The sequence below is a fragment of the Neorhizobium sp. PAMB6716 genome (assembly GCF_058242805.1).
This window is the reverse complement of the sequence record NZ_CM177835.1, coordinates 1,387,356-1,412,223: the sequence shown is the minus strand read 5'-3', so window position 1 is coordinate 1,412,223 and position 24,868 is coordinate 1,387,356. Positions and strand designations below refer to the sequence as shown.

Annotated in this window: 17 protein-coding genes; 5 read left to right on the top strand and 12 right to left on the bottom strand. The window is 62.2% G+C overall.

What is annotated here, in order from left to right:
• The first annotated feature begins 14 nt into the window (after positions 1 to 14).
• Complete coding sequence (locus AC4CWH_RS06760) at positions 15 to 623, top strand: DUF922 domain-containing Zn-dependent protease (protein ID WP_491320930.1); 609 nt, start codon at positions 15 to 17, stop codon at positions 621 to 623.
• 512 nt (positions 624 to 1,135) lie between these two features.
• On the opposite strand, the gene AC4CWH_RS06755 is transcribed toward AC4CWH_RS06760, so the two are convergent.
• Together AC4CWH_RS06755 and AC4CWH_RS06750 are read right to left on the bottom strand one after the other, a co-directional pair.
• Positions 1,136 to 1,456 carry a 2Fe-2S iron-sulfur cluster-binding protein gene (locus AC4CWH_RS06755; RefSeq protein ID WP_491285104.1) on the bottom strand — a complete coding sequence of 107 codons (321 nt, stop codon included), beginning with the start codon at positions 1,454 to 1,456 and terminating at the stop codon, positions 1,136 to 1,138.
• A gap of 147 nt (positions 1,457 to 1,603) precedes the next feature.
• A complete protein-coding gene (locus AC4CWH_RS06750; RefSeq protein ID WP_491320929.1) occupies positions 1,604 to 1,972 on the bottom strand; it encodes an Hpt domain-containing protein in 369 nt (122 codons plus the stop codon).
• Positions 1,973 to 2,545: 573 nt separating this feature from the next.
• Here AC4CWH_RS06750 and AC4CWH_RS06745 point away from each other — a divergent pair.
• The gene (locus tag AC4CWH_RS06745) at positions 2,546 to 10,060 is read left to right on the top strand and encodes an apolipoprotein A-IV repeat region-like domain-containing protein (protein ID WP_491320928.1); all 7,515 of its coding nucleotides are present in this window, start codon (positions 2,546 to 2,548) and stop codon (positions 10,058 to 10,060) included.
• A 183-nt stretch (positions 10,061 to 10,243) separates the two neighbouring features.
• Positions 10,244 to 11,002, top strand: a complete 759-nt coding sequence (locus AC4CWH_RS06740) for an NUDIX hydrolase (protein ID WP_491320927.1) — start codon at positions 10,244 to 10,246, stop codon at positions 11,000 to 11,002.
• A gap of 84 nt (positions 11,003 to 11,086) precedes the next feature.
• Here AC4CWH_RS06740 and AC4CWH_RS06735 read toward each other — a convergent pair whose 3' ends face one another.
• The 7 genes from AC4CWH_RS06735 to AC4CWH_RS06705 all read right to left on the bottom strand — a co-directional run bounded on the left by AC4CWH_RS06735 (position 11,087) and on the right by AC4CWH_RS06705 (position 18,223).
• Positions 11,087 to 11,605, bottom strand: a complete 519-nt coding sequence (locus AC4CWH_RS06735; RefSeq protein WP_491320926.1) for a P-loop nucleotide/nucleoside kinase family protein — start codon at positions 11,603 to 11,605, stop codon at positions 11,087 to 11,089.
• Between the two features lie 193 nt (positions 11,606 to 11,798).
• Complete coding sequence (locus AC4CWH_RS06730) at positions 11,799 to 12,410, bottom strand: ABC-type transport auxiliary lipoprotein family protein (RefSeq protein WP_491320925.1); 612 nt, start codon at positions 12,408 to 12,410, stop codon at positions 11,799 to 11,801.
• 17 nt (positions 12,411 to 12,427) lie between these two features.
• The gene (locus tag AC4CWH_RS06725; RefSeq protein WP_491320924.1) at positions 12,428 to 13,798 is read right to left on the bottom strand and encodes an MlaD family protein; all 1,371 of its coding nucleotides are present in this window, start codon (positions 13,796 to 13,798) and stop codon (positions 12,428 to 12,430) included.
• Positions 13,799 to 13,803: 5 nt separating this feature from the next.
• On the bottom strand, positions 13,804 to 14,643 hold the full coding sequence (locus AC4CWH_RS06720; protein WP_491320923.1) for an ABC transporter ATP-binding protein: 840 nt from the start codon (positions 14,641 to 14,643) through the stop codon (positions 13,804 to 13,806).
• 7 nt (positions 14,644 to 14,650) lie between these two features.
• A complete protein-coding gene (locus tag AC4CWH_RS06715) occupies positions 14,651 to 15,808 on the bottom strand; it encodes an ABC transporter permease (RefSeq protein ID WP_491285317.1) in 1,158 nt (385 codons plus the stop codon).
• A gap of 230 nt (positions 15,809 to 16,038) precedes the next feature.
• Positions 16,039 to 17,235 (bottom strand): MFS transporter, encoded by a 1,197-nt coding sequence (locus tag AC4CWH_RS06710; protein WP_491320922.1) that lies wholly within the window; start codon positions 17,233 to 17,235, stop codon positions 16,039 to 16,041.
• 166 nt (positions 17,236 to 17,401) lie between these two features.
• A complete protein-coding gene (locus AC4CWH_RS06705) occupies positions 17,402 to 18,223 on the bottom strand; it encodes a UDP-2,3-diacylglucosamine diphosphatase (RefSeq protein ID WP_491320921.1) in 822 nt (273 codons plus the stop codon).
• A gap of 222 nt (positions 18,224 to 18,445) precedes the next feature.
• On the opposite strand from AC4CWH_RS06705, the gene AC4CWH_RS06700 reads away from it, so the two are divergent.
• Positions 18,446 to 20,776 (top strand): NADP-dependent malic enzyme, encoded by a 2,331-nt coding sequence (locus tag AC4CWH_RS06700; RefSeq protein WP_491320920.1) that lies wholly within the window; start codon positions 18,446 to 18,448, stop codon positions 20,774 to 20,776.
• A 104-nt stretch (positions 20,777 to 20,880) separates the two neighbouring features.
• A complete protein-coding gene (locus AC4CWH_RS06695) occupies positions 20,881 to 21,564 on the top strand; it encodes a hypothetical protein (RefSeq protein WP_491320919.1) in 684 nt (227 codons plus the stop codon).
• A 32-nt stretch (positions 21,565 to 21,596) separates the two neighbouring features.
• On the opposite strand, the gene bluB is transcribed toward AC4CWH_RS06695, so the two are convergent.
• From bluB to AC4CWH_RS06680, 3 genes are read right to left on the bottom strand one after another with little or no spacing between them, the layout of a single operon-like run.
• Complete coding sequence (gene bluB, locus AC4CWH_RS06690) at positions 21,597 to 22,298, bottom strand: 5,6-dimethylbenzimidazole synthase (protein WP_491320918.1); 702 nt, start codon at positions 22,296 to 22,298, stop codon at positions 21,597 to 21,599.
• Entirely contained in the window at positions 22,295 to 23,125 is an 831-nt protein-coding gene (locus tag AC4CWH_RS06685) for a TolB family protein (RefSeq protein WP_491320917.1), read from the bottom strand. Before AC4CWH_RS06685 ends, bluB begins: the two co-directional genes overlap by 4 nt.
• 60 nt (positions 23,126 to 23,185) lie before the next feature.
• Positions 23,186 to 24,862, bottom strand: coding sequence for an NAD+ synthase (locus tag AC4CWH_RS06680; protein ID WP_491320916.1), 1,677 nt, complete (start codon positions 24,860 to 24,862; stop codon positions 23,186 to 23,188).
• Positions 24,863 to 24,868: the final 6 nt, after the last annotated feature.

Here is a 24,868-nt window from a genome sequence, read left to right as displayed (position 1 = left end):
TCAGAATGTCCTTAATGCGCCGTCGCACCCTGATTCTGAGGACATGCCTGGCTTTTCTGGCGCTTCCGGTTACAGCCGACAGCGCGCCGCAGATCACCAAGAGCTATTCCTATTTCTCCATCAATGGCCGCACAGCAGAAGATCTTGATACGCAACTGTCCCAACGCGGGCCATTGACCGGCGGCACAGGGTTCCGCCACCCCGGCGCCACCGAAATCAAGTTCGGCGGCGATATCACCTATCACGAAAGCGAGGGCCGCTGCTCGATCGGCGATGTCAACGTCACGCTCTCCACCCGGATCATCCTGCCGCGCTGGAAGAACCGCAAGCGCGCCGATGGCTCGCTGGCGCTGATCTGGGACACGCTGTCGGCCGACATCAAGCGGCACGAGGAACGCCACGCTGAAATTGCCCGTCAGCATGCGCGCGCGCTGGAGCAGGCCTTGCGCGCCCTGCCCGCCACCCGTAGCTGCGCGACGCTGGAGCAGCAGGTCGGGGTCACCAGCCGGCGGATCATCGACGCCCACGATGTCGAACAACTGCGATTCGACATGGTGGAAGCCAAGAACTTCGAGGCGCGCATGATGCGCCTTCTCAGGCATCGCACCGGCTCTTCCGAGTAACTATCTGATCAGACACAAGATCTGACGCCCGCTGGGACCTGCGTGAACCGGCCGGCGACCCATGCCTGACTTTTCAGCCACGGCGGAAGCTTGCTCGAAGCTTGCGCAACCTATGGTCAATGACTGGTTATTTCTTCCAGTATGAATATTTCTGGAACCTTATATAGTCAAAATCACTGAGGGGCTGGACGATACGAGGTTCCCTGAAGTTTGGTTCCGTTGTCGCCATCGTGGCGGCGTTGGCGACAACGGTGACCACTGCCCCTCAGCCCAATGCCCCGATGCCTATGCAATGACACAAATCTATCGCATGCAGGCCTCTACGGACTGGCGTCCGCGTTTTTGATTTTTCCCGGTGTTCTCCTGGCGTATCGACAAGCTGTAAGCGCTCCCTCCCTCGCTCGACAGTGATACGCCCGCCTTCGCCTCGCTTGACGCAGCCGCGCAAGCGAGGCGTTTTTTTGCCTGCCATCCTGACATGAGTATGCCGACGTGTCGGGTGGCTGACGGCCTCAGCCCTGACGTTCGGGAATGTTGACCACCAGCCCATCCAGGGCATCGGTGATCTTGATCTGACAGGAGAGCCTGGAGGTCGGGCGCACGTCGAAGGCGAAATCGAGCATGTCTTCTTCCATCGGTGCCGGTCCGCCGACGGCTGCCGTCCAGGCGTCGTCGACATAGACATGACAGGTGGCACAGGCACAGGCGCCGCCACATTCGGCATCGATGCCGGGGACGGAATTGCGGACGGCGTTTTCCATCACGGTGGAGCCGGGCTCCGCATTGATGTCAAAGCGCGTTCCGTCGAAGGCGACGATGGTGAGTTGCGTCATGTCGGATCCTTGCAAACTGAAGTCAAAACGGCGATGTCTTCCGACAATTCGCCGCTTCAGTCAACGTTGAGAACCCTTTTAACACCAGCACACGGTCTTGCGGAGCAGATTTGCCGCAGACGTGTTCGGGAAACGCTGCGGACCCGTTTATCGCGAAAGCTTCAGGATAAAATTTTCCGCCTCGATCACCGTGGCAGCAACGCTTGCGCGGGCGGCGGCATTCACCGGATCGGTTTCCACACCAAGGGCAGCCGTTGCCACGGCAAAGGCGCCGACGGCATTGGCAGCACTGCGCAGCTTGTGGGCCGCTGCAACCACCTGTTCGTTCGCGCCGCCGCTCATTTCGTGCAGAGCAGCACGCGCCTGACGGGCGAAGAGCTGCAGCACCTCCGCCTCAAGCTCCTTGTCGCCCATCGTCTGCACCGCAAGGTGCACGAGATCGATGGGACGGGATGTCGATGGGTGTTCGCCTCTTCCGTTTTCGGGCATTTCGAAAGCAATACTGACCGCGGCCATGAACCGGTTCATCCTCTGTTGCCGTGCGGAACAGACGGGCGCCGGCGCGAGAGCCGCGACGGCAGGCTGTCAGTTCCCTTCTTCTGCCGGACTGCTGGGCATCGCGACTGTTCGTCCCTTGCCTCTCCTCCGGTCCCCGACGGTGTCAGGGCTGGCTCGCTATCCGGTTAAATTCCGGCGCAATCGCGGCAGTTTTCTCACACTATGGTTAATTTCCCGTAACCCGCGCGAAATCAAGGGGAAAGTCGTTAAAGTGCGGTTTAAAATCTGTTAACAACGAAACAGCATCCAATCCATGATGACGGCCCGAATTGTGTCTGGAAGGCTAATGTGCCACTACAGTACGACTGGAACTGGTGTGGGCATGTGCCCGGCACCAGCCCGGATACCGGTCAAGCCTTTCTTATGACGTCTTTGCGACGGAAGGCTCCCCGGGTTCGAGAGTGAACGGGACACCGAGCCGGCTGTATGCCCGGTCTCGGGACCCGGTACGGCCGGATCGACAGTTTCGCCTCACGCGGCAGGGTGAAACCCACGATCAGCCGGACGAGTATGGTAACGAGGCGTAACCGCATGGCGAAGAATCCGAACAACGAGTCGATCGACGAAACCGCGTTCCAGGCGCTGGAAGACGCGCTGAAGATCGACTTCGAGGAAGCGATGCAGCCGGCAGCGTCGAAAAAATCCGTTCCCCCTGCCCGGGAGGCCACTAAGGTGCCAGAAACGCCGACGCAGCGCCCAGCCCAGTCATCAGCAAAGCCATCAGCCCAGGCATCCCCACCGCGCCCTCGCCCGCCGGAACCGAGCCGCCAGGCGTTGCCGCCGGAACCGGGCGCGGCGAAATCGCCAAGCTTCGAGCCCGCCAATGACAGCGGACGCCGCAGCACGCCGGCCATTCTTCGCTCGCTGGAAAGCGGTTCCATGCGCTCGTCGCTGCGCAATGCCGGCATTGTCTCGCTGCTGTGGGCCGTTGGCGGCGCGGGCCTTGCCCACCTCCTTTATGGCGCGCAGATCTGGCAGGTGTCATCCGTTGCCGATCTCGTCGCCATGCCCGGCGTCGTTGCCGTCTTTATCGGCATCTTCGTGCCGATCATGCTGTTTTTCGCCTTCGCCATCATGATGGCGCGGGCGCAGGACCTGCGCAATGCGGCCCGCTCCATGGCCGAGGTCGCGCTTCGCCTGTCGGAACCGGAAACGATTGCGTCGGAACGCATCATGACCGTCGGCCAAGCCGTGCGCCGCGAAGTCTCGGCGATGAACGAAGGCATCGAGCGCACCATTGCGCGCGCCACCGAGCTGGAAACGCTGGTTCACTCCGAAGTCAACGCGCTGGAACGCAGCTACGCCGATAACGAGATGCGGGTGCGCGGCCTTGTCCACGAACTGGGCTCGGAACGCGACGCCATCGTCAACCATGCCGAGCGCATCCGCAGCTCCATCCTGGGTGCGCATGAGAACATGAAGGAAGAGCTGTCGCTCGCCACCGAAGAGATTGCGGTGCGCCTTGCGACCTCCGGCGAGGCCTTTGCCTCGATGATCGACACCCGTGCCGCCGTCCTCATGGAAAAGACCAATGCCGCCGGTGATGCGCTGGGCTCGCTCCTGTCTGCCAAGACCGAAGGCCTGATCGGTGCGCTCACCGCCTCCGGCTCGTCGCTCGCCACCGAATTCGATACACGGCTTGAAACGCTTGGCTCGAAGCTGTCGTCGCGCGGCAACGAAATCCTCGGCCAGTTCGAAACTCGCGCCTCGACGCTCGATGCCAGCACCGAAAAGCTGAATGCGGCACTGAATGAGCGCACGCGCCTGCTCAACGAGACGTTGCTGGCGCGCACCCGCGATATCAACGAAACGCTGACGGATGGTGAGCGCACGATCACCACGTCGCTTGGCACGGTGCTCTCGACGCTCAACCGCTCGCTCGATGAAAAGGGCGCCGGTTTCCGCCAGACCCTGCAGAACGCCGCCGACGATACGGTGATGGATTTCGACCTGCGCACGGGCCTGTTCGAGGAACGCCTGCAGGGTACGATCGGCCAGCTCAGCGCCACCTTCGATACCGGCCTTGAAGAATTCACCACCGCCTTCGATCAGCGCGCCGGCACGCTTGGCTCCAAGCTCACCGAAAGCCTCTCCAGCATCCGCGAAACCGTCTCCGGCGGCTCCGATGCCTTGGAAGGCATTTTGTCCACCAGCATCGAACGGCTGGGCTCGGCCTTTACCGATCATTCCCTGACGCTTGCCACCACGCTCGGCACCAGCCAGGAAATGCTCGAAAACACCATGGAAACCAGCACCAGCCAGCTGGGCGAGGTTTTGGACAGCCGCGCGCGCCGGCTCGCCGCCGAGCTGGAAGAGCGCAACCGCGCCCTCAACGAAGGCCTCGACACGCGCGCCAACCGTCTGGTCGAGGATTTCGACAGCCGCAGCAACCGCCTTGTCGAAGACCTGGATGGTCGCAGCCGCACGATTGCCGACACTCTGGCGGAGCGCGCCCACGCGCTTGGCGAAACCATGGACAGCCGCACGCGCCAGCTGACGGACGGCTTCGACACACGCGCCAGCCAGCTGGACGAAAGCCTCGACGCCCGCAGCCGCACGCTTGATGAGACGCTCGGCACCCACGCTCGCGACATCACCGGAACGCTCGATGAACGCGCCCGCACGCTTGCCGAAACCATGGATGCGCGCACCCGCCAGCTGACCGAAGGGTTTGACGCCCGGGCCCGCGTGCTCGACGAAAGCCTCGACAACCGCAGCCGTATCCTGATCGACGATCTAGATACCCGCGCCCGTAGCCTCGACGACAGCCTGGAGGCGCGTTCGCGCACGCTGACCTCTGGCATTGATGAGCGCAGCCGTGGCCTGATCGACGGGCTCGACAGCCGCAGCCGCGCACTGGACGAAAACCTCGAAACCCGCGCCCGCACCCTGACCGAAAATCTTGACCAGCGCAGCCGTGGCCTCGTGGAAGACCTCGACAGCCGAACCGCCGCCCTCGACAGCAGCCTTGAAAACCGCGCCAAGACCATTTCCGAAACGATCGACGAGCGCAGCCGTGGCCTGATCGACGATCTCGATACGCGCAGCCGCACGCTCACCGATAACCTCGACAGCCGCAGCCGCCAGATTACCGGCAGCATCGAGCAGACCACGCGCGAATTTGCCGACACGATGGATGAGCGCACCCGCGCACTGACCGAAGGTTTTGAGCAGCGCAGCCGCGATTTCAACGACGATCTGGAAATCCGCAGCAGCATCTTCATCGAAAGCTTCGATACCCATGCGCAGGACCTGATCGAGGGTATCGACGGTCGTCACGCCGCCATGACCGGCGCGCTGACCGAGCGAACTGCCGAAATCACCGGCAGCCTCGGCAATGCCCATGAGCGCATGGATGCGGTTCTGACGGAGCGCAGCCACCAGCTTGCCAATGCCCTTTCCGAAAGCCAGGGCCGTTTCGAGGAACGCCTAACGGATCGCTCCACCTCGCTCATCCAGTCGCTCGAGGCTGGAAACCAGCGTTTTGCCACTGTCATCACCGAAAAGGCGGAGGCCATCGAACAGACGGTTGCCGGCGCGCCGGAGCGCCTGTCCAGCCTCATCGACAGCCGCATCGATACGATGTCGCGCACCCTATCTGAAGGCCATGAGCGCATCGACAGCGATCTCGGCCGCCGCGTCAACGAGTTTGGCGAAATGGTGGGTGGCGCGGGCACGCGTCTTGGCGAATTGCTCGATGATCAGGCCATGGCGCTCAGCACCACGATTTCGCTCAGCGAAGACCGTTTGGCGAACCTTACTGAGACCATGTCGCGCACGTTGTCGGAAGGCCACCAGCGCATCGACAGTGATCTCGGTCGCCGCATCAACGAATTTGGCGAAATGGTCAGCGGCGCCGGCACACGTCTTGGCGAAGTGCTCGATGATCAGGCCATGGCGCTCAGCACCACGATCTCGCTCAGCGAAGACCGGCTTGCCAACCTCACGGACACCATGTCGCGCACGCTGGCCGAAGGCCATCAGCGCATCGACAGCGATCTTGGCCGCCGCGTCAACGAATTTGGCGAAATGGTCAGCGGCGCCGGCACACGTCTTGGCGAAGTTCTCGATGATCAGGCCATGGCGCTCAGCACCACGATCTCGCTCAGCGAAGACCGTCTGGCAAACCTTGCCGACACTATGTCGCGCACCCTGTCGGAAGGCCAGCAGCGCATCGACAGCGATCTTGGCCGCCGTGTCAACGAATTTGGCGATATGGTCAGCGGTGCCGGCAACCGCCTCGGCGAAGTCCTCGATGATCACACGATGGTACTCAGCGCCACGATTTCGATCAGCGAAGACCGCCTCTCCAGCCTCGTGGATGAAAAGACGGCAGCACTGATGTCGACCGTCGAACAGGCCGATCAGCGCATCGAGGTGAGCTTTGCCAGCCGCACGGAAACGCTTCGTGCAGTCTACGGCGAAAACCAGCAGCGCCTCGACCAGTCGCTCGAAAGCCGCAATGCCGATCTCGCGCGCACCCTCGTCATCGGCCACGATGCCATCGACCGTACGGTCGGAAGCGCAGCGGACCGCATCGAAACGAGCCTCACCGGCAGCACGCAGCGTTTCGAAAATACGCTTGGCCAGGGCATCGGCCGCGTCGAAGGCGTCATCGGTTCCAGCGAACAGCGTTTTGCCGATCTGATGGAGACCGGCAACCAGCGCCTGTCGGACACTGTCTCCACCGGCCATGAGCGCATGCGCTCGACCATCGAAAGCGGCAATGAAAGCCTGTCTGCGACGCTCATCGATGCCCAGGCGCAGCTCAGCGACCTGCTTCTCGATCAGGCAACCTCGCTTGGCACCACGATTGCCACCAGCACCGGCATGCTCGAAATGTCGCTGGAGAACCAGCAGGATGCCCTGCGCGGCGTCATCGACACCGCCGGCATCGAGCTGGAAACCCGCCTGCGTGATACCGCCGGCGACATTGCCGGCAAGCTTGGCGAAGCCGCGCGCGACATCACCGCCTCGGCCGATCAGTTCTCCAGCCGCGTCGAACAGACGGTCGGCGGCGTCTCCTCGACGCTCGACCGCACCGGTCATCGGATCGAAGACACGTTTGTCGGCCTCGAAGACCGCATCCGCAACCAGATCGGCAATGTCTCGGGCATGGTGGAAGGCGTCGGCATGAGCCTGTCGCAGACGCTTGCCGAGCGCACCGCCGAACTGGAACGCGTCAACGCTGAAGGCCTCGAACGCATCGCCGGAACCCTCAGCCAAGGCACCAGCGAATTCGACCGCCTGAGCACGGAAGCCGCCAACCGCATCACCGGCAGCTTCGATGCCGGCACGGCCCGCGTCGATGAGCGCCTGTCCACCATGGACCGGGCGATCACCATGGGCCTCGACAATGTCAGCCGCACCATCGAAGGTAAGGCATCGACGCTTGCCAGCTCGCTTCGCGATGCCGTGACGACTGCGGCCCAGGAATTCGACAACGAAGCCATGCGCTCTGCCGATACGCTGAACAAGGCCGGCGCGCAGTTTGCCGAAACCGTTGACCAGCGCCATCAGGATTTTGCCCGCGCGCTCGAAGAACGCTCAAACGACATTGCCGGCCGCATCGGCGAAACGCAGAACCGTCTCGCAGGCCAGGCCGCCGCCGTGGCGCAGGCCTTCTCCGAGGCCGGCAATTCCATCATGCACAAGGTTTCGGAAGCAGAAGGCCTCGTACAGCGTCAGGTCGGCAGCATCACCCAGGCGCTCGGCGATGCCGAACGCACGCTCGATGAGCGCGGCACGGCCATCCGCTCGTCGCTTGCCAACACCGCCGGCAGCATCGAGCAGACGCTTGCGTCCGTCGACCAGACGGTTGCCGCCCGCAGCGATAGCATCCGCACGGCGCTCACCGAAACCACCGGCGATATCAATGCGGCACTCGAAGCCGTCGACAAGGCGCTCGAAGCCCGCGGCGAGGCCATCCGCTCCAGCCTCGACACCCGCTCGCGCGACCTCAACTCCATGCTGTCTGCCCGTTCGGCAGAACTCTCGCGCCTTATCGATGAAAAGGCCCGTCCGGTTGTCGAACAGTATGCCGAAACAGGCCGCACCGCAGCGGAACGTCTGGCAGCGGCTGCCGGCGAAAGTGCCGAGCGCCTGATTGCAGCCGCCGAGCAGAATGCTCAGCGCCTGCGCCAGGAAAACGGCTCGCTGGTCGAGGCGATCTCGTCGCGCACCAACGAAACGCTCGCTGCCATTTCCGAACGCACCCAGCAGGCCACCGGCGCGATCCGCAACAGCGAGCACAGCCTTGCCAACAGCGTCAACGATCTGATCACGCGGCTTGAAAACAGCAACAATGGCATTGCAAGCCTTGTCGAGCATGCCGCCCGCGAAATCGGCGTCACGGTCGAGCAGGCATCCGAAAAGCTCGGTCAGGCCGACCAGAAGCTCGAGGAAACGGCAGCCCGGTTTACCGATGCCAGCACGCGCGCTGCCGATATGGTGTCCAGCTCCAGCCGGCTTCTCGAAAACAATGTCGACCGCCTCGGCCAGATCTCTGGCCAGACACTGTCGCAGGTCGGTGCTATCGTCGGTCGCTTCGATGAATATACCACCGTTCTTAACCAGGCCTCCTCGCTCTTGGGTGCTGCCCAGTCCAACCTCGCCAGCACCCTGACCGAGCGTCAGGATGCCCTGCGCGCGCTTTCCGTCGGCCTCGTCAAGCGCTCGGAAGAGATCGAAACGAACATGCGCAATCTCTCGGGCGTCGTCGACGGTGCCTTCCAGCGCGCCGGCGAACGGTCGCTCGAAGTGGGTGCGCAGCTTCGCGAAAACCTCTCCGGCTCGCTCAACGATATCAACCGCTCGCTGGCAGAGACCGAAGGTCGCGCTCAGCAGACGGCGGACGGCATGCGCGCGGCCCTGATGGGTGCCAGCCAGGAAGCCAACCGCGCACTGGAAGGCACGATTGCCGACGCCGAACAGCGGGCCCGCGGCCTTGCCGAGCGTATGCGCGGCGGCATTACCGGTTCGCTGTCGGATGTTGAGCGCATGCTCGCCGATGCCGCCGGCAAATCCGACCAGGCGGCCGATCACCTGCGCGACACGCTGCGCAAGTCGGTCGAGGAGGCCATCGCGCGCTTTGCCGGTGCCACCGACGAGATCCGTCGATCGGCAAGCGAAATCCGCAAGGAACTCGACGATACCCGCACCGAACTGAAGCGCGGTGCCTTCGACCTGCCGGAAGAAGCCAAGGAAAGCGCATCCGCCATGCGCCGGGCCGTGGCCGAGCAGATCAAGGCGCTGCAGGATATTTCCGCCCTCGTCGGCCGCTCGGCCCAGACGCTGGAAATTTCTGATGTTGCCGCTCCGCGCGCAAGTGCCCCGCAGCCGGCTGCACGTCCCGCCCCGGCCCCAGCTCCGGCACAGGCACAGGCTCCGCGGCCCACGCCGGCACCTGCTGCCGTCACGGCACAGCCCGCCCGTGCCCCGGCCGCTCCGCAGGCGCCTCAGGCTGCACCCCGCAGCGAGCCGCTGTCCGGCGGCCTGCGTGGCAGCCTGCCCACCGAACGGGTGCCTGTTGTGACCCCGCGTGCGGCAGAACCTGCCCAGCGCGGCGAAGGCGGCGGCTGGATCAGCGATCTCCTGCGTGGCGCCTCGCGTGACGAGGCGGAAGCTGCAGCGCCCGCCCGCCAGCCGGCCCAACGTCCTAGCGAACAGCAGACGCGCGCCGGCGACAGCCGCAACCCGCGTCACATGGTGGAATCGCTGAACTCGCTCTCGGTCGATATCGCCCGCGCCATCGATCACGATGCCTCGGTCGATCTGTGGCGTCGTTACCAGCGCGGCGAACGCGACGTGTTCACACGCCGCCTCTACACGCTGAAGGGCCAGCAGACCTTTGACGACATCAAGCGCAAGTATGACCGCGAACCGGAATTCCGCACCGCCGTCGACCGTTACATCGCCGACTTCGAAAAGCTGCTCGCCGACGTTGCCCGCACCGACCGCGACCGCAGCGTGACGCAAAGCTACCTGACCTCGGATACCGGCAAGGTCTACACCATGCTCGCTCACGCCGCTGGCCGGTTCAGCTGAGCTTGGGCCGCACTGTGATGACATTCCCGATGTCCCGAGCAGACGTCGGGGCTTCGCACTGATGGGAAAAGGGGGTGGCACTGCTTCCCCCTTGTCTTTTTTTGCAGATGCAGCGGACCCTTGTTTGCGCCAGACCAGATTGGGCGGAGCGCCATCAGCCCCTTTGCAAACCGGAGATGCTTCGTGTTCGAAGACCAGTCCTTCAGCATCCCGGCCGATCGGATTGATTGCCACGTGCGCGGGACCTTTCAGCTTTCCGACGAGGTGGAAACCGAGCGCGCCGCCCGCTGGCAAGCGCTACGTGCCAGAAGTGCGGCCGTCTTTGACGGCGCGCTGATGCGGATGGCGAGCTACAGCCTTCAGGGCGGCACGCTGACAATCGCTGGGAACCGCACAACCTATTTCGCCTATGTCGCGACACGCCATGCGGACTTTCAGGTTGAGCATCCGCATGCCGAAAGGGCCAATCCGCTCGGCATGACCGCCGTGGTGCTGACGGCAGACGCGCAGGTCATCGTCACAAGACGAAGCCTTGCTGCCGAACAGAACCCCGGTGGACTTTATCTGATCGGTGGTTACGCGGAGCCAGCCGAGGGTTTTGATCAACTGGATCTCACCCTTGAGATTGCGCGGGAAATCGAAGAGGAAATTGCCGTCACGGATCTCGACCGCGCTGAAACTTTCGCCATCGGCCTTGCCTATGATCCGGTCTTCTGTCACCCGGAGCTTTTCTTCCTCACCGCGAGCCGTTCCACAGCCCAAGTCATCTTGGACGGTGCCCAATATGCCCTCGATCGCAACGAGGCAGCCCAACTGCTCGCCTGCCCGCTTGGTGACGTTCTGGCGGACGACGGCCCAGTCCGCATTGCTCCCAAGACCTGGAGCTTCCTCAAGGCTAGAGACTTTCTTGCACGCCATCTGCAAGTAACCGCCAGAGGCTAGAGCCCCGCCCGGTTGGACCTGTTCTCCGAGATGGTTGCCATAAGGTGCAGCGCGTTCACCCACGCGAATGGGCAGGCGCCTGCATCACCCGCACCGGGTAAGGATATCATCCACGACATCGGAAATCCGCCGAGTTGCATCAATGCTGATGGCGCCTGGTGGAATGCCTTCGCGGCTCGCGTGCTGGCGCAGGATGAGCGCCCGTTCGGCGGGCTTTGAGCCCCATTCGTCAGGCCTCCCGTCGAGCCGACGGTTCAGTGTCTCGAGATCAACGTCGAGCACGAAGACCGCGTCGAAGAGATGGATGAACTGAGAAAAATTCCGCGAGCCGCCACAAAGGAAGGTAACGGGAAAAGTGTGATCAGCCACAAGGGCCCTTACCTTTTCCACATCCCAGATGTGATGCCGGGAGATAAAGTCCGGGTCGTCCGCGTGCCGTGCAGCCATGGCAGGGAGGAGCCTTGCGCCTGTTACGGGATCACCCTGATAGGCGAGAACACGGTCTCCGTGCACCGCGTGGTAACCGCGTCGCTCCAGCTCCGTCGCAACTGTTGTCTTGCCAGTTCCGGAGCCGCCTTCGATCAGGATATTTCTGATCCCCATGTCCCATGCCTTTGCCGATAAGCACTGATGGCGTGCCGTCTAGGCGGTTGCCATGACGGCAGCAAGACATACGCCAAAGGACCTATTCAAAGGCGTGAGTGCAATGGCGCACGCAATAGACGACCTCGATTCAGGCTACGCTCCGCAGACATTGGCCAATCCCGCGAAGCCGTATTTCCTTCGAGCTAGCCTCTTAAAGCGAGCGCAGCGTCCAGTCCACGATGTCGGCGCCGACCTTGGCAAAGGCGCGGTTGATGCCGGCGATCAGCTGGGTATTGCCCTCGCCTGAGACCGGCACGCTGGCGCGGAACACGTTCTGCGCGCGCACCGACCCATTGCGGTCGTTGAGGAGCTTGACCGAGATTTCGACATTGGCCGTGCGTGGTCCGGTCGAATTGATCTCGAAGGCGCGGATATCCGTCACCACCTGGTAATCGATGGCCAGTCCCTGCCCTGGCTTGCCGACGCCGGCAAGCTTGCCGGTGTTTTCGAACGCCTGCACCAGCTTCGACTGCACCATGCGCGGCAGGCGGTCACCCCATTGCGAATCGGCGAGATACTGGATTTCCGAGGGCGAGACGCGCACAAGAACCTGTTCGCTGTCGAGCGATTTAAGCGCCGTCGGTTCGGGCACGAGGATCTGCTTGTTGCGCGCCGTCGGCGCATCGGCCATCGGCGTCAGTGACAGATCGAATGTGTCGTTATTGGCCTTCGTGCCGCAGCCGGCCAGAAGCAGCGCCATCAGGGGAAGGGCGAGAAAGGCGGTGGTTTTGACCGGGCGCTTCAGCATCTGTGTGTCCATCATTGGGTTACTCGCTCCCGTCAACGCCGTGTACGGCCGTCATATTCCTTCACCGACTCGCCGCCAAAAATCAGCCTCTGCGGATTCTGGTCGAAATTGGTGATGGTCTGGTTGAGGTTATCCACGGCGCGGCGGGTATCGCCGACCAGCGTCTGCACGTCGCGCAGGCCGGTGCCGGAGAAGCGGGCAAGGTTGTCGGCAATCGGACCGATGCGGGCGTTCAGGTTGTCAGCCGTGGCGCGGATCGATTGCAGCGTCTTTTCCGCCTCGGCAAACAGGCCCTTGGAATCGTCGCCGCTCACCATCGTGTCCACCTTCACCAGAATGGTGTCGACGCGCGTCGAGGCCTGATTCAGTTTCTGCGCCATGTCGGTGAAGTCACGGATGGCATTGTTGATTTCGTCGCGGCGCGCCGAAACGTTATCGACCACCTGACGGGCAGAGGCAATGGCGCCACGCGCATCAACGGAGGCCGCCGTGATATTGTTGACGGCGTTTCCGATCTGCGTCGGATCGACGGCAGCCAGCAGGTTATCGGCGCGCTTCAGCACCGATTGCGCCTCGACGCTCGCCTGGTTGAAGCCGCCGGCTGCTTCCTTCACCTGCTCCATGATCGGGCCAATATTGCTCGTGGACTGGGCAATGTCGCCGGTCACCTTTTCGGCATTGGTGATGACATTGTTGATCTTCTGCGCATCCACCGCACGGACAAGACCGTCAACCGCTTCAAGCGTCGAATCAACCCGTTCGGAAACGCGGTTGAAGGTGACGGAAAGAGTCGAAAGGCTGCGCAGGAAATCGTCGATGGCATCGGAATTGGAGCTGAGCGCGCCGGTAAAGGCTTCGGCATGTTCGATGGTGCGGGTCAGCGGCCCGCGCGCGTCGGTCACGAAACCCTGGATCTGGCCGATTGCATCATCGGCACGCTGCAGGATCTTGTCGGCGGTGGCCAGAAGGTTGGTCACGCTCGACTGGTCGGCAATCAGTACGGCCGGCCGGCCCGTCTCTTCCGATGTCTTCAGGAGGTTTTCCTCGTCCGTGCGCCCGCCCGACATTTCGATATAGGCGGCACCCGTCAGGCCCTGCACTTCCAGCACAGCCTTGGTGGAGGGATAGATCGGGGCAGACGTCTGCACTTCGGTGAAGGCAATCGAGTAACGCGGATCTTCCGGATCGATCGTCAGGCTGCGCACAGAGCCGATCGGAATGCCGTTGAAGCGCACGGCCGAGCCCACCGAAAGCCCGTTCGCCGAGCCCGGAATGCGGATCGCCACTTCGGCGGTCGGTCCGCTGCGGCCATACTGCGCCATCCAGTAGACGAAACCGAAGGCGGCAGCCACGACCAGCAGGGTGAAAAATCCGACGATGGCGTAATTGGCTTTTGTTTCCATGGCTCTCAAGACTTTCCTGGTACTGTGCCGGTTGCGCCGTGGTCGGTGACGATGGACCGGGCCCGCTTTCCGCGGAAATAGGACTGCACCCACGCATCGTCGCAGGCCAGCATGTCGTCCAGCGTTCCCTCGACCAGAACCCGCTTCTGGCCAAGCACCGCGATACGGTCGCAGACGGAAAACAGGCTGTCGAGATCGTGGGTGACCATGTAGACGGTAAGGCCGAGCGTATCACGCAGCTTTGCAATCAGCATGTCGAATTCGGCAGCCCCGATCGGGTCGAGGCCGGAGGTCGGTTCATCGAGAAAGACCAGCGCCGGATCGAGCGCCAGCGCCCGCGCAAGGGCTGCCCGCTTGATCATGCCGCCAGACAGCTCGGACGGGTATTTGTCCGCCGCGTCGGCAGCAAGGCCAACCAGCTCGATCTTCAGATAGGCCAGCTCGTCCATCAGCGACTGCGGCAGGTCGAGATATTCGCGCATCGGCAGCTGGATGTTTTCTTTCACCGTCAGCGAGGAAAACAAGGCACCCTGCTGGAACAGCACGCCTAGCTGCATATCGAGCGCCATGCGCTGTCGGTCGTCGGCTTTTTCGTAGTCGACGCCGAGGATCTCGATCGTGCCGGACCGGTGTGGCAGAAGGCGCAGCACCGTGCGCATCAGCACGGATTTGCCGGTGCCGGAGGCGCCGACGAAACCAAGAATTTCACCGCGATAGATGTCGAGATCAAGGTTTTCCAACACCGTCTTCGTGCCGAAACCAACCGTCAGATCGCGCACGGACAGGATGACGCTCCCCGGCTCCGGATGCTCGACCGCATCGATCACATTGTCCTGAACGGCCATACCCATCCTAAAAGTCGATTGCGGAGTAGAAGATTGCAAAAAGCGCATCCATCAGGATGACCACGAAGATCGACTTCACCACGGCCGCCGTGACATGGGCGCCAAGCGATTCGGCACTGCCGCCGACCTTCATGCCCTCGACGGCCGATACGATGCCGATGGCAAGCGCCATGAACGGCGCCTTGATCATGCCGGATGCAACGGACGAATATTCCACCGCCTCGTGAAGGCGGGCAAGAAACGTCTCGAAGGTGATGCCCGAATAGAGCCACACGACGATGGCTGCGCCATAAAGGGCGGAGAAATTGGCAACGATGGTCAGAAGCGGCAGCGCGATGGTCAGCGCCACCAGGCGTGGAAACACCAGCACGCCGACGGGATTGAGCCCGATCACGGTCAGCGCATCGATTTCCTCGCGCATCTTCATCGAGCCGATTTCGGCGGTGATGGCGCTTCCGGAGCGGCCGGCAATCATGATGGCCGTCAGCAGCACACCGATTTCACGCAGCTGCAGAATGCCGACGAGATCGACAACGAACAGTTCGGCGCCGAAATATCGCAGCTGGAAGGCACCCTGCTGGGCAATGATGGCGCCGATCAGGAAGGACATCAGCATGATGATCGGCACGGCGCGCACGCCCATCCGGTCGATATGGGTGACGACGGAAGCCGGCGAGATGCCGGTGCCGCGGCCAAGCTTCAGCTGCGCACCACCCACGGCAGAGCCAAGGATGTTCATGGCGGCAACGGCATCCTGCCAAAGCTCGACGATGGCGCGGCCGGGCGGCGTAAAGACGCGCTGGAACAGCGAGGCATTGTCGGCGGCCTTGGCAGGCGGGGCCGGCGTTTCCTGCGGCATGACATCGAGCAGCTCCTTCAGCTGCTCGCTTGCCCCCACCACAACGGCATCACCACCCTGCGCCCGGCGCGCATTGATCAGCCGGCGAATGAGCCAGCCGCCGGATGTGTCGACCTGGTCGATTGCGGAGACGTCGAGTTCAAGCCTGCCGGCTGCCTCTTGCGTCTCCAGGACAGACAGATCTTTCAGAACCCCCGAAATGCCACGGTTGCGCCAATCCCCCGACAGGAGATAACGTTCCCCCTCGCCAGCAGATTCATCTTTTTCGATTGTGGCAGACCGGTCGTTGACGGGCTTCGGCTTCATGGGCATCTATTACTGCTCGGACGCACGGTTGATCCCGCACTTAAGAGGCGCAATATAGCCGCCACCGTGCGAATTGCCATGCTGTCCAAAGCCAAAAAGGCCGAGCAGTAACCTCAAAGCCACAGGTCGTTTTCTGACCGTACGCCACCGGCACGGCACGGCGTGTGAACGGCCGGCAAGATAAAAGGCGAACGGGAAGAAACGCAGCCTTGTCTGCAAATCCCGCTTGATCAGACGCCGGCCTCGCTACCGGCCCGTCGTGGGCTACTGCGTGCGGCCTTCAGCGTCAGCGCCAGGCCACCGGCCGCCACAAGCGCCATCAGGTAATAGCTGTTCTGGCCGAACTCGCGGTAGATGAGGCCGGCCAGGAAGGTCGATGTGGCCAGAAACACGCCGTTATAGAAGAAATAGGTGCCCTGCACCGTCGATTCCTTACTTTCATGCACGCTCTCGACGATCTTCTGCTGCATGCCGAAATGCAGGAAGGCAAAGCTGAAGGCGTGGCTGCACTGCAAAAGAGTGGCGCTCACGAAGCCGAGCGGCTGGACGAACAGAACCCAGCGCAGCACGGCCACCACCGAGCCGAACACCATCAGCCCGACCGGCGAGACCTTTCGGGCAATCAGGCCGGACAGGAAGAAAAACAGGATTTCCGCCACGACGCCCGCCGACCACAGCACACCGATCTCAGACCCGGAAAAGCCGAGTTGCTGCCAGTGAATGCCGGAAAATGCATAATACATGCCATGCGTGGACTGCACGAGCGTGCAGCCGATCATCAGGAGGTTGAGGTCCGGTGCGGCAATCACCGATGACTGATTTGTGCAAACCACTTTTTCCGGCAGTGCGGCAGCGCGCCCGAGACGCGGCACGATGAGCGCCGCCACCAGCGTCAAGGAGAAGGCCGAGGCCGCCACAAGCGGCACGACGGAGGCTGAAAAGCGCGAGATCGCCTCGCCCGCCAGCAGCGTCATCGCCACAAATCCGATCGAGCCCCAGACCCGGATCGTGCCATAACGATAACCCCAGCGTCTCACGCCCATGACAGTGATACTTTCCAGAACCGGCGTGAAGGGCGCAAAGGCAGCCCCTTGCAGGCTGAACACCAGAAGCACCATCCAGAAGCCGTCGACCACCATCAGCAGAAGTGCGGTGGTGATGGAGAGGACGGCGGAAAACAGAAGGATACGCACCCGCTCCGACAGCCGGTCGGCAAGGTAACCGGCAACCGGCGCCGAGAGAACGCGCAGGACGATCGGCACCGACAGGATGAGGCCGATCTGCCACTCGTCGAGCGCCAGCGATTTCAGCCAGACCGGAAAGAATGGCAAAAGAATACCGTTGACGCCAAGCGCTGCCGCATAGGCCAGCGCGCAACGAACGGGAAACAGACGGGGAATGGCAATCGGGGAAAAAGCCTGGGCCACGGGGGCTCCCATGCTGACGGCGGCGGGTTGGGCGATCGGGAATCGTCTTGGAATTTGATCGCTTTACCACGCATGCACAGCATGCGCCACACTCTTGCCACCGCTCGGACATCAAGCCCCGCGCACGGCAGGCAAATCTGCCGGAGAAAGCCGGCAGGGAGAATGCTCAGGCTGCCTGCATGTCACCTTTTGCCGTAAGGGGCGGCGCCAGCAGCGCCGGCATTTCCACAGTCTGGCCGGAATGCTGCCAGGAAATCAGCTCGAATGTGCCATCCATGTGCTCGACGATGGCCGTGCAGCTTTCCACCCAGTCGCCGGTGTTGATGTAGCGGATGCCGTCGATATCCTCCATGACAGCATGATGGATATGGCCGCAGATCACGCCGTCGACATTGTTGCGCCGGGCTTCCTCGGCCACGACCTTCTGGAATTCGCCGATGAAGTTGACGGCCTGTTTGACCTGCAGCTTGGCCCAGGCCGAAAACGACCAGTAAGGCAGGTTGAGGCGCCGGCGCACCGCCGCCAGGACGACATTGATGGCAATGGCTGCGTCATAGGCCCAATCGCCGAGATAAGCGAGGAGGCGGATATTGCGCACGACGACGTCGAACTCGTCGCCATGCAGCACGAGGTATTTTCGGCCGTCGGCGGCTTCATGCACCATCCGGTCCGCCACTTCGATGCCGCCGAAGTGAACGCCGGGGAAGGCACGCAGGAACTCGTCGTGATTGCCGGGAATGTAGACGATGCGGGTGCCCTTGCGCGCCTTGCGCAGCAGTTTCTGCACCACGTCATTGCAGCCCTGCGGCCAGTACCAGCTGCGCTTCAGCCGCCAGCCATCCACGATGTCTCCGACCAGAAAGATCGTCTCGGCCTCGTGGTAGCGTAGGAAATCCAGAAGGAAATCGGTCTTTGCCGCCTTGGAACCCAGGTGGATATCGGAAATGAACAAGGTCCTGAAGTGTTTCGTTTCCAGTGTCTCTGCCACGTCGCTCACCCTTTCGTCAGACCGCCCCTCCTCTGTCCAAATCAGACTCGTATTTCAGGAGCATGACAGCGGCCGGTTGCGGGGCCATTCCGCCGCCGCAAACTGCCGGATGCGGCAGCAGGGACACAGACTTGCGTCCTTGCCCCCGATATTTCACTACTGTTCCCCGACGCCGTTTGATGTATGAGACAGACCAAGACAAAAGACTGAAAGGAGATGGCGATGGAACACAAGGACAACACACCTGTGGACAAGGACACCGCAAAGGCGGACCTGGATGAGCAGGCACTGTTTTTCCACCGCTATCCGCGCCCGGGCAAGCTGGAGGTCGTGGCCACCAAGCCGCTCGGCAACCAGCGCGATCTCGCGCTTGCTTATTCTCCGGGTGTTGCAGCCCCCTGCCTTGCCATCCGCGACAATCCCGAGATGGCCGCTGAATATACGGCACGCGCCAATCTTGTCGGCGTCGTGTCGAACGGTACCGCCGTGCTTGGCCTTGGCAATATCGGACCGCTTGCCTCCAAGCCGGTCATGGAAGGCAAGGCCGTCCTCTTCAAGAAATTCGCCGCCATTGACGTCTTCGACATCGAGATCGCTGCTGAAACGGTGGACGAGATGGTGTCGACGATTGCCGCTCTGGAGCCAACCTTCGGTGGCATCAACCTGGAAGACATCAAGGCGCCGGAATGTTTTGAAGTCGAGCGCCAGCTGCGCCAGAAGATGAATATCCCGGTCTTCCACGACGACCAGCATGGCACGGCGATCATCGTGGCGGCTGCCATCCTCAACGGCCTGGAACTTGCCGGCAAGAAGATTTCCGACGTCAAGATCGTCACCTCGGGCGCCGGTGCTGCGGCACTTGCCTGCCTCAACCTCCTCGTTTCGCTCGGGGCGAAGGTCGAAAACATCTGGGTCCACGATATCGAAGGCCTCGTTTATGACGGGCGCAACGTGCTGATGGACCCGTGGAAGGAAATCTACGCCCAAAAGAGCGACAAGCGGGTGCTTGCCGAATCGATCGGCGGCGCCGACGTGTTCCTCGGGCTCTCGGCCGCCGGCGTGCTGAAGCCGGAACTGCTGGAACAGATGGCTGAAAAGCCGCTGATCATGGCGCTGGCCAACCCGACGCCGGAAATCATGCCGGAACTGGCGCGGGCCGCCCGTCCCGATGCGATGATCTGCACCGGCCGCTCGGATTTTGCCAACCAGGTCAACAACGTCCTCTGCTTCCCTTACATCTTCCGTGGCGCGCTCGATTGCGGCGCAACCACGATCAACGAAGAAATGAAGATGGCGGCGGTCAAGGCGATTGCCGGCCTTGCGCGCGAGGAAATCTCCGACGTTGCCGCCCGCGCCTATGCGGATGAAACGCCGGTGTTCGGCCCGAATTACCTCATCCCCTCGCCGTTCGATCCGCGCCTCATCCTGCGCATTGCGCCGGCTGTGGCCAAGGCTGCGGCCGAAACCGGTGTTGCCTCGCGCCCGATTGCCGATTTTGACCAGTATCTCGACCAGTTGAACCGCTTCGTCTGGCGCTCCGGCTTCGTCATGAAGCCGATCTTTACGAGCGCCAAGCAGGCGGAAAAGAACCGCGTGATCTTTGCCGAAGGCGAAGACGAGCGCGTGCTGCGCGCCGCCCAGGTTCTGCTCGAGGAAAAGACCGGCGTGCCGATCCTCATCGGCCGCCCCTCCGTCATCGAGGCGCGCCTCAAGCGTTTTGGCATCCGCATTCGCCCGAACGTCGATTTTGCCGTGGTGAACCCGGAAGACGATCCGCGTTATCGCGATTACGTCGATGATTACGTGGCGCTCGTCGGGCGCGCCGGCATCAACCCGGAAGCGGCCCGCACCATCGTGCGCACCAATAACACCGTCATCGGTGCCCTATCGGTGAAGCGCGGTGAAGCGGATGCGCTGATCTGCGGCGTCGAGGGCCGGTTCGACCGCCATCTCAAGGATGTCAGCCAGATCATCGGCAAGCAGAAGGGCGTGTGCGCGTTTTCGAGCCTGAGCCTGCTGATCACCCAGAAGGGCCCGGTCTTCTTCACCGATACCTTCGTCAACTACAATCCGACGCAGGAAGAGATCGCCGAGATCACCATTCTCGCGGCACAGGAAATCCGCCGCTTCGGCATCACGCCAAAGGCCGCGCTGATCTGCCACTCGAATTTCGGCTCGCGCAATTCCGAAAGCGCCACCAAGATGCGGGCTGCCCTGAAGCTCATCCGCGAGCGGGCGCCGGAACTGGAAGTGGACGGCGAAATGCAGGCGGGTTCGGCCCTCTCGGAACAGCTGCGCAAGCGCGCGCTTCCCGATAGCAGCCTGACGGGCGAGGCAAACCTTCTGGTCTTCCCGAACCTCGATGCTGCCAATATCTCACTCGGTATTGCCCGCACCATGATGGATGCGCTGCATGTCGGTCCGATCCTGCTTGGGGCAGCCCAGCCCGCACATATCCTGTCGACCTCGGTTACCTCGCGCGGCGTCGTCAACATGGCGGCACTTGCGGTCGTTGAAGCCTCGCATGCGGATTTTGCCGTGACCTCTGGCTAAAACGGCAAGGTGCTCTAGATTTTCCGGTGACTTATCACATTCTCAACCTCAAAGCGGCATCCTGCCGCTTCGAACAGATGTGACAACCACCGGACATCTTTTTCATGCGACTATCATCGCTGCTGACCACCGTGATTCTTCTGTTGCCGGCTGCGGCCCATGCGGCCGAAAATGCCGAACGCTGCCTCAGCCTCGGCCAGAAGATTGCCGCTGCCCCCACCGTGATCGGCAATACGCAGGAAGCGCGCGGCTTCGGCCAGATGCTGGCGGCCCAGAACCGCGAAATTCGCGGTGTCCGGCTCGAAATGCAGCAATTGCGCTGCCACGTCGGCGCCATCGTCACCTATCAGGACGGTTATCCAGACCCTTGCATCGGCCTGGATGAAACACTGTCTTCCATGGAGACGAACCGGCGCGCGATGATTGCCCGCCGCCAGGGGGATCTGTCCGTCGTTCGAGCACCGATCCGCAGCGAAGACGAGATCCGGGCGGAAATGCGGGCGCTCCGCTGTGGCGAAATCGATTATGCCGCCGTCGAACAGGAAAAACTTGCGCCGCGCCCGGCCGTTCTGCCGCAGGCCGCGACGTCCAGTGTGCCAGCCTCACCGTCCATCCTCAGCCTGCAGTCAAAGATCGAGCCGCTTCAGGCGGCCCGGCCGCAGGGGCCGCCGGACCGAGACTGGGATGCTTCCAAGCCGGTGCGCACCGTGGGTCCGGTCTTTTTCCCGGACCAGCAGAAAATCGATCTCGCCCATCCAAAAAGCGCAGGTGCGCAGCCGACGCAGTGATACGGCGCTGGCGGCAACAGGTCGCCGTGTCGTCAGGCTCCGGGCTCCCGCCAGCTTTCCGCGCAGACGAGATCATCAAGCGACAACCGCTGGCGCCAGCCCTTCACCGCCAGTTCCGGCGCGTCATAGAGTTCCTCGACATAACCGAGGCAGAGCCAGGCGACGATCTCGATGCGTTCGGGAATGTTCAGCAGCGCACGCACGTCGCGATCGTGAAAAATGCTGACCCAGCCGACACCGACGCCTTCGGCCCGCGCGGCAAGCCAGAGGTTCTGCACGGCACAGACGGTGGAATAGACATCCATGCGCGGATTGTGCGTGCGCCCCAGCACCACAGGTCCTGCCCGGTCGGGATCCGAGGTCACGACGATGGAGAGCGGCGCCTTGGCAATGCCCTGAAGCTTCAGGCTGCGATACAGCGCCTGTTTTTCATCGGCAAACTGTGCTGCTGCCTCGTCATTGGCACGGCTGAAGGCCTCCACGGCCCGCGCACGCGTTTTTTCGTCGCGGATTAGGATGAAGCTCCACGGCTGCATGAAACCCACTGATGGCGCCGCATGGGCCGCTTCCAGCAGGCGTCGCACCAGATCGTCAGGAAGCGGTGTCGGCAAAAACTGGTCGCGCACGTCGCGCCGGGTGTGAATGGCCGCATAAACGGCATCGCGCGCCGTCTCATCAAAGGGTGCTGCCGGGCAAAGCCCGCCTGCCCCGGTCTCAGGCTTTTCCTGGCTCATGGCAGCGGAAAGTATCGGACATAGGCGAAGGCCGATCCGTCCGGCGCCCAGTTTGGCGAATTCATCGTGCCCTGCCCGCCAAACAGTTCGAACAGTGTCTCGACGTTTTTGCCATCCGGGTCCATCAGCCGCACGCGGACATTATGGTCGCGCGGATGGTCGAACACATCGCCATCATAGGAGACGAAGACAACCTTCCTGCCATCCGGCGAGGGATGCGGGAACCAGTCGCCAAATTCGCTGTCGGTGATTCGCTCAGCCGTGCCACCTGAAGCCGGCACGCGCCAGATCTGCATGCGCCCGCTGCGGCTGGAGTTGAAATAGATCCACTGTCCGTCAGCCGAATAATCCGGCCCGTCATTGCGGCCTTCGCCATGGGTCAGGCGGGTCTCGTCACCGCCGTCGATCCCGATCGTGTAGATATCGAAGACGTCATTGCGGATGCCGCAATAGGTGAAGCTTTGCCCATCCGGTGACCAGCCGTGCCAATAACTTGGCAGGTTTTTCGTCACCAGTTTGGCAGCTCCGCCCTCCGCCGGCAGCACATAGATCGCCGACTTGCCGAACTCCACCTTGTCGGAAATCGCCATCAGCGTCCCATCCGGTGAAAGCCCGTGATCATTGTTGCACTGGACGGCAAAACCGGTGTCGATCACCTCAAGCTCAGGCTTGCCGTCAAGCGCCAGACGAACCATTCGCCCCTCGCTGTTCAGCACCAGGCTTTTCCCGTCCGGCGCCCAGTTCGGCGCCTCAAACAGGGCCTCGGTTTGCCATACCACGCGGGACGAGCGGCTTTTCAGGTCATAGATCTCGATGGAACTGCGCATGGTATTTCTCCGGAGGCGATGACCGTGTGGAAAGCGACAGTTTCTTGCGAGCGAAAAGCCTCAAGCCCGGTCGCGGAACCGGTTTGTGATCGGGTAACGTCGGTCGCGGCCAAAATTCTTCTTTGTGATCTTCACGCCCGGCGCCGATTGCCGGCGCTTGTATTCGGCGAGATAAAGAAGATGCTCGATGCGGTGGACGGTTGCCACGTCATGGCCGCGCGCAACAATCTCGTCCGTGCCCATTTCGTTTTCCACGAGGCATTCGAGGATATCATCCAGCACCGGATAAGGCGGCAGCGAATCCTGGTCGGTCTGGTTCGGCCGCAGCTCCGCCGAGGGGGCCTTGGAGATGATATTCTTGGGGATCACCTCGCCACTCGGCCCGAGCGCCCCTGCCGGCACATGGTGGTTGCGCCATTCGGCAATCGCATAGACCTGCATCTTGTAGAGGTCCTTGATCGGGTTGAAGCCGCCGTTCATATCGCCGTAGAGCGTCGCGTAGCCCACCGACATTTCCGACTTGTTGCCGGTGGTCACCACCATGGCGCCAAACTTGTTGGAAATCGCCATCAGGATGGTGCCGCGCGTGCGGCTCTGCAGGTTCTCTTCCGTAATGCCCTCTTCGGTGCCTTCGAACATGTCGGCAAGCGAGGACAAAAATCCTTCGACGGGTTCGGAAATCGGCACGATGTCATAACGGCAGCCGAGCGCGCGCGCGCAATCGGCCGCATCCGAAAAGCTTTCTTCGGACGTATAGCGATAAGGCAGCATCACCGTGCGCACCCGCTCCTCGCCCAGCGCATCGACGGCGATTGCCGCGCAGACCGCCGAATCGATGCCGCCGGAGAGGCCGAGCACCACCGACTTGAAGCCGTTTTTGTTGACGTAATCGCGAAAGCCCAGAAGGCAGGCGCGGTAATCAGCCTCTTCCTTTTCGGGGATATGGACCATGGGGCCGGACGTTGCGCGCCATGTGCCGCCGTCGCGGTGCCAGTCGGTCACGGCCATCGCCGTCTCGAACTGGCTCATCTGGAAGGCTAGCGTCTTGTCGGCGTTGAAACCGAAACTTGCGCCGTCGAACACCAGTTCATCCTGTCCACCAAGCTGGTTGACGAAGATGAGCGGCAGCCCGCTTTCGATCACCTGGCGCAGCACCACCTGATGGCGCACATCCAGCTTGCCGCGATAATAGGGCGAGCCGTTCGGCACGACCAAAAGTTCCGCGCCCGATTCGGCCAGCGTCTCGCAAACACCAAGATCGTTCCAGATTTCCTCGCAGATCGGCACGCCAAGCCGTACGCCGCGAAAGTTCACCGGCCCCGGCATTTCGCCTTCGTCAAACACGCGCTTTTCGTCGAACTCGCCGTAATTGGGCAGGTCGATCTTGTCGCGCAGCGCCAGAATCTTGCCGCCATCAACAATGGCCACCGAATTGTGCCGCCCCTTGTCGCCCTGCCTCGGTAGGCCGATGATAACGCCGGGACCGCCATCCCTGGTGTCTTCGACAACCGTCTCCAGCGCCGTCCAGCAAGCCTTTAGAAAAGCCGGCTTCAGCACCAGGTCTTCCGGCGGATAACCGGAGAGGAAAAGCTCGGGAAAGACGATCAGGTCTGCCCCCTCACGGGCGGCATCCCGGCGCGCCTCGCGGGCAAGCGCCAGATTGCCGGCGACATCGCCGACGGTCGGATTGAGCTGCGCAAGGGCAATACGAAGGGTCTGTGCAGGTTCCTGGGTCATGTCCCT

What these genes read in the sequence shown, in the direction of transcription:
- AC4CWH_RS06760 (WP_491320930.1), top strand. Translation starts at nt 15, where the DNA reads ATGCGCCGTCGCACCCTGATTCTGAGGACATGCCTGGCTTTTCTGGCG.
- AC4CWH_RS06755 (WP_491285104.1), bottom strand. Translation starts at nt 1,456, where the DNA reads ATGACGCAACTCACCATCGTCGCCTTCGACGGAACGCGCTTTGACATC.
- AC4CWH_RS06750 (WP_491320929.1), bottom strand. Translation starts at nt 1,972, where the DNA reads ATGGCCGCGGTCAGTATTGCTTTCGAAATGCCCGAAAACGGAAGAGGC.
- AC4CWH_RS06745 (WP_491320928.1), top strand. Translation starts at nt 2,546, where the DNA reads ATGGCGAAGAATCCGAACAACGAGTCGATCGACGAAACCGCGTTCCAG.
- AC4CWH_RS06735 (WP_491320926.1), bottom strand. Translation starts at nt 11,605, where the DNA reads ATGGGGATCAGAAATATCCTGATCGAAGGCGGCTCCGGAACTGGCAAG.
- AC4CWH_RS06730 (WP_491320925.1), bottom strand. Translation starts at nt 12,410, where the DNA reads ATGATGGACACACAGATGCTGAAGCGCCCGGTCAAAACCACCGCCTTT.
- AC4CWH_RS06725 (WP_491320924.1), bottom strand. Translation starts at nt 13,798, where the DNA reads ATGGAAACAAAAGCCAATTACGCCATCGTCGGATTTTTCACCCTGCTG.
- AC4CWH_RS06720 (WP_491320923.1), bottom strand. Translation starts at nt 14,643, where the DNA reads ATGGCCGTTCAGGACAATGTGATCGATGCGGTCGAGCATCCGGAGCCG.
- AC4CWH_RS06715 (WP_491285317.1), bottom strand. Translation starts at nt 15,808, where the DNA reads ATGAAGCCGAAGCCCGTCAACGACCGGTCTGCCACAATCGAAAAAGAT.
- AC4CWH_RS06700 (WP_491320920.1), top strand. Translation starts at nt 18,446, where the DNA reads ATGGAACACAAGGACAACACACCTGTGGACAAGGACACCGCAAAGGCG.
- AC4CWH_RS06695 (WP_491320919.1), top strand. Translation starts at nt 20,881, where the DNA reads ATGCGACTATCATCGCTGCTGACCACCGTGATTCTTCTGTTGCCGGCT.
- bluB (WP_491320918.1), bottom strand. Translation starts at nt 22,298, where the DNA reads ATGAGCCAGGAAAAGCCTGAGACCGGGGCAGGCGGGCTTTGCCCGGCA.
- AC4CWH_RS06685 (WP_491320917.1), bottom strand. Translation starts at nt 23,125, where the DNA reads ATGCGCAGTTCCATCGAGATCTATGACCTGAAAAGCCGCTCGTCCCGC.
- AC4CWH_RS06680 (WP_491320916.1), bottom strand. Translation starts at nt 24,862, where the DNA reads ATGACCCAGGAACCTGCACAGACCCTTCGTATTGCCCTTGCGCAGCTC.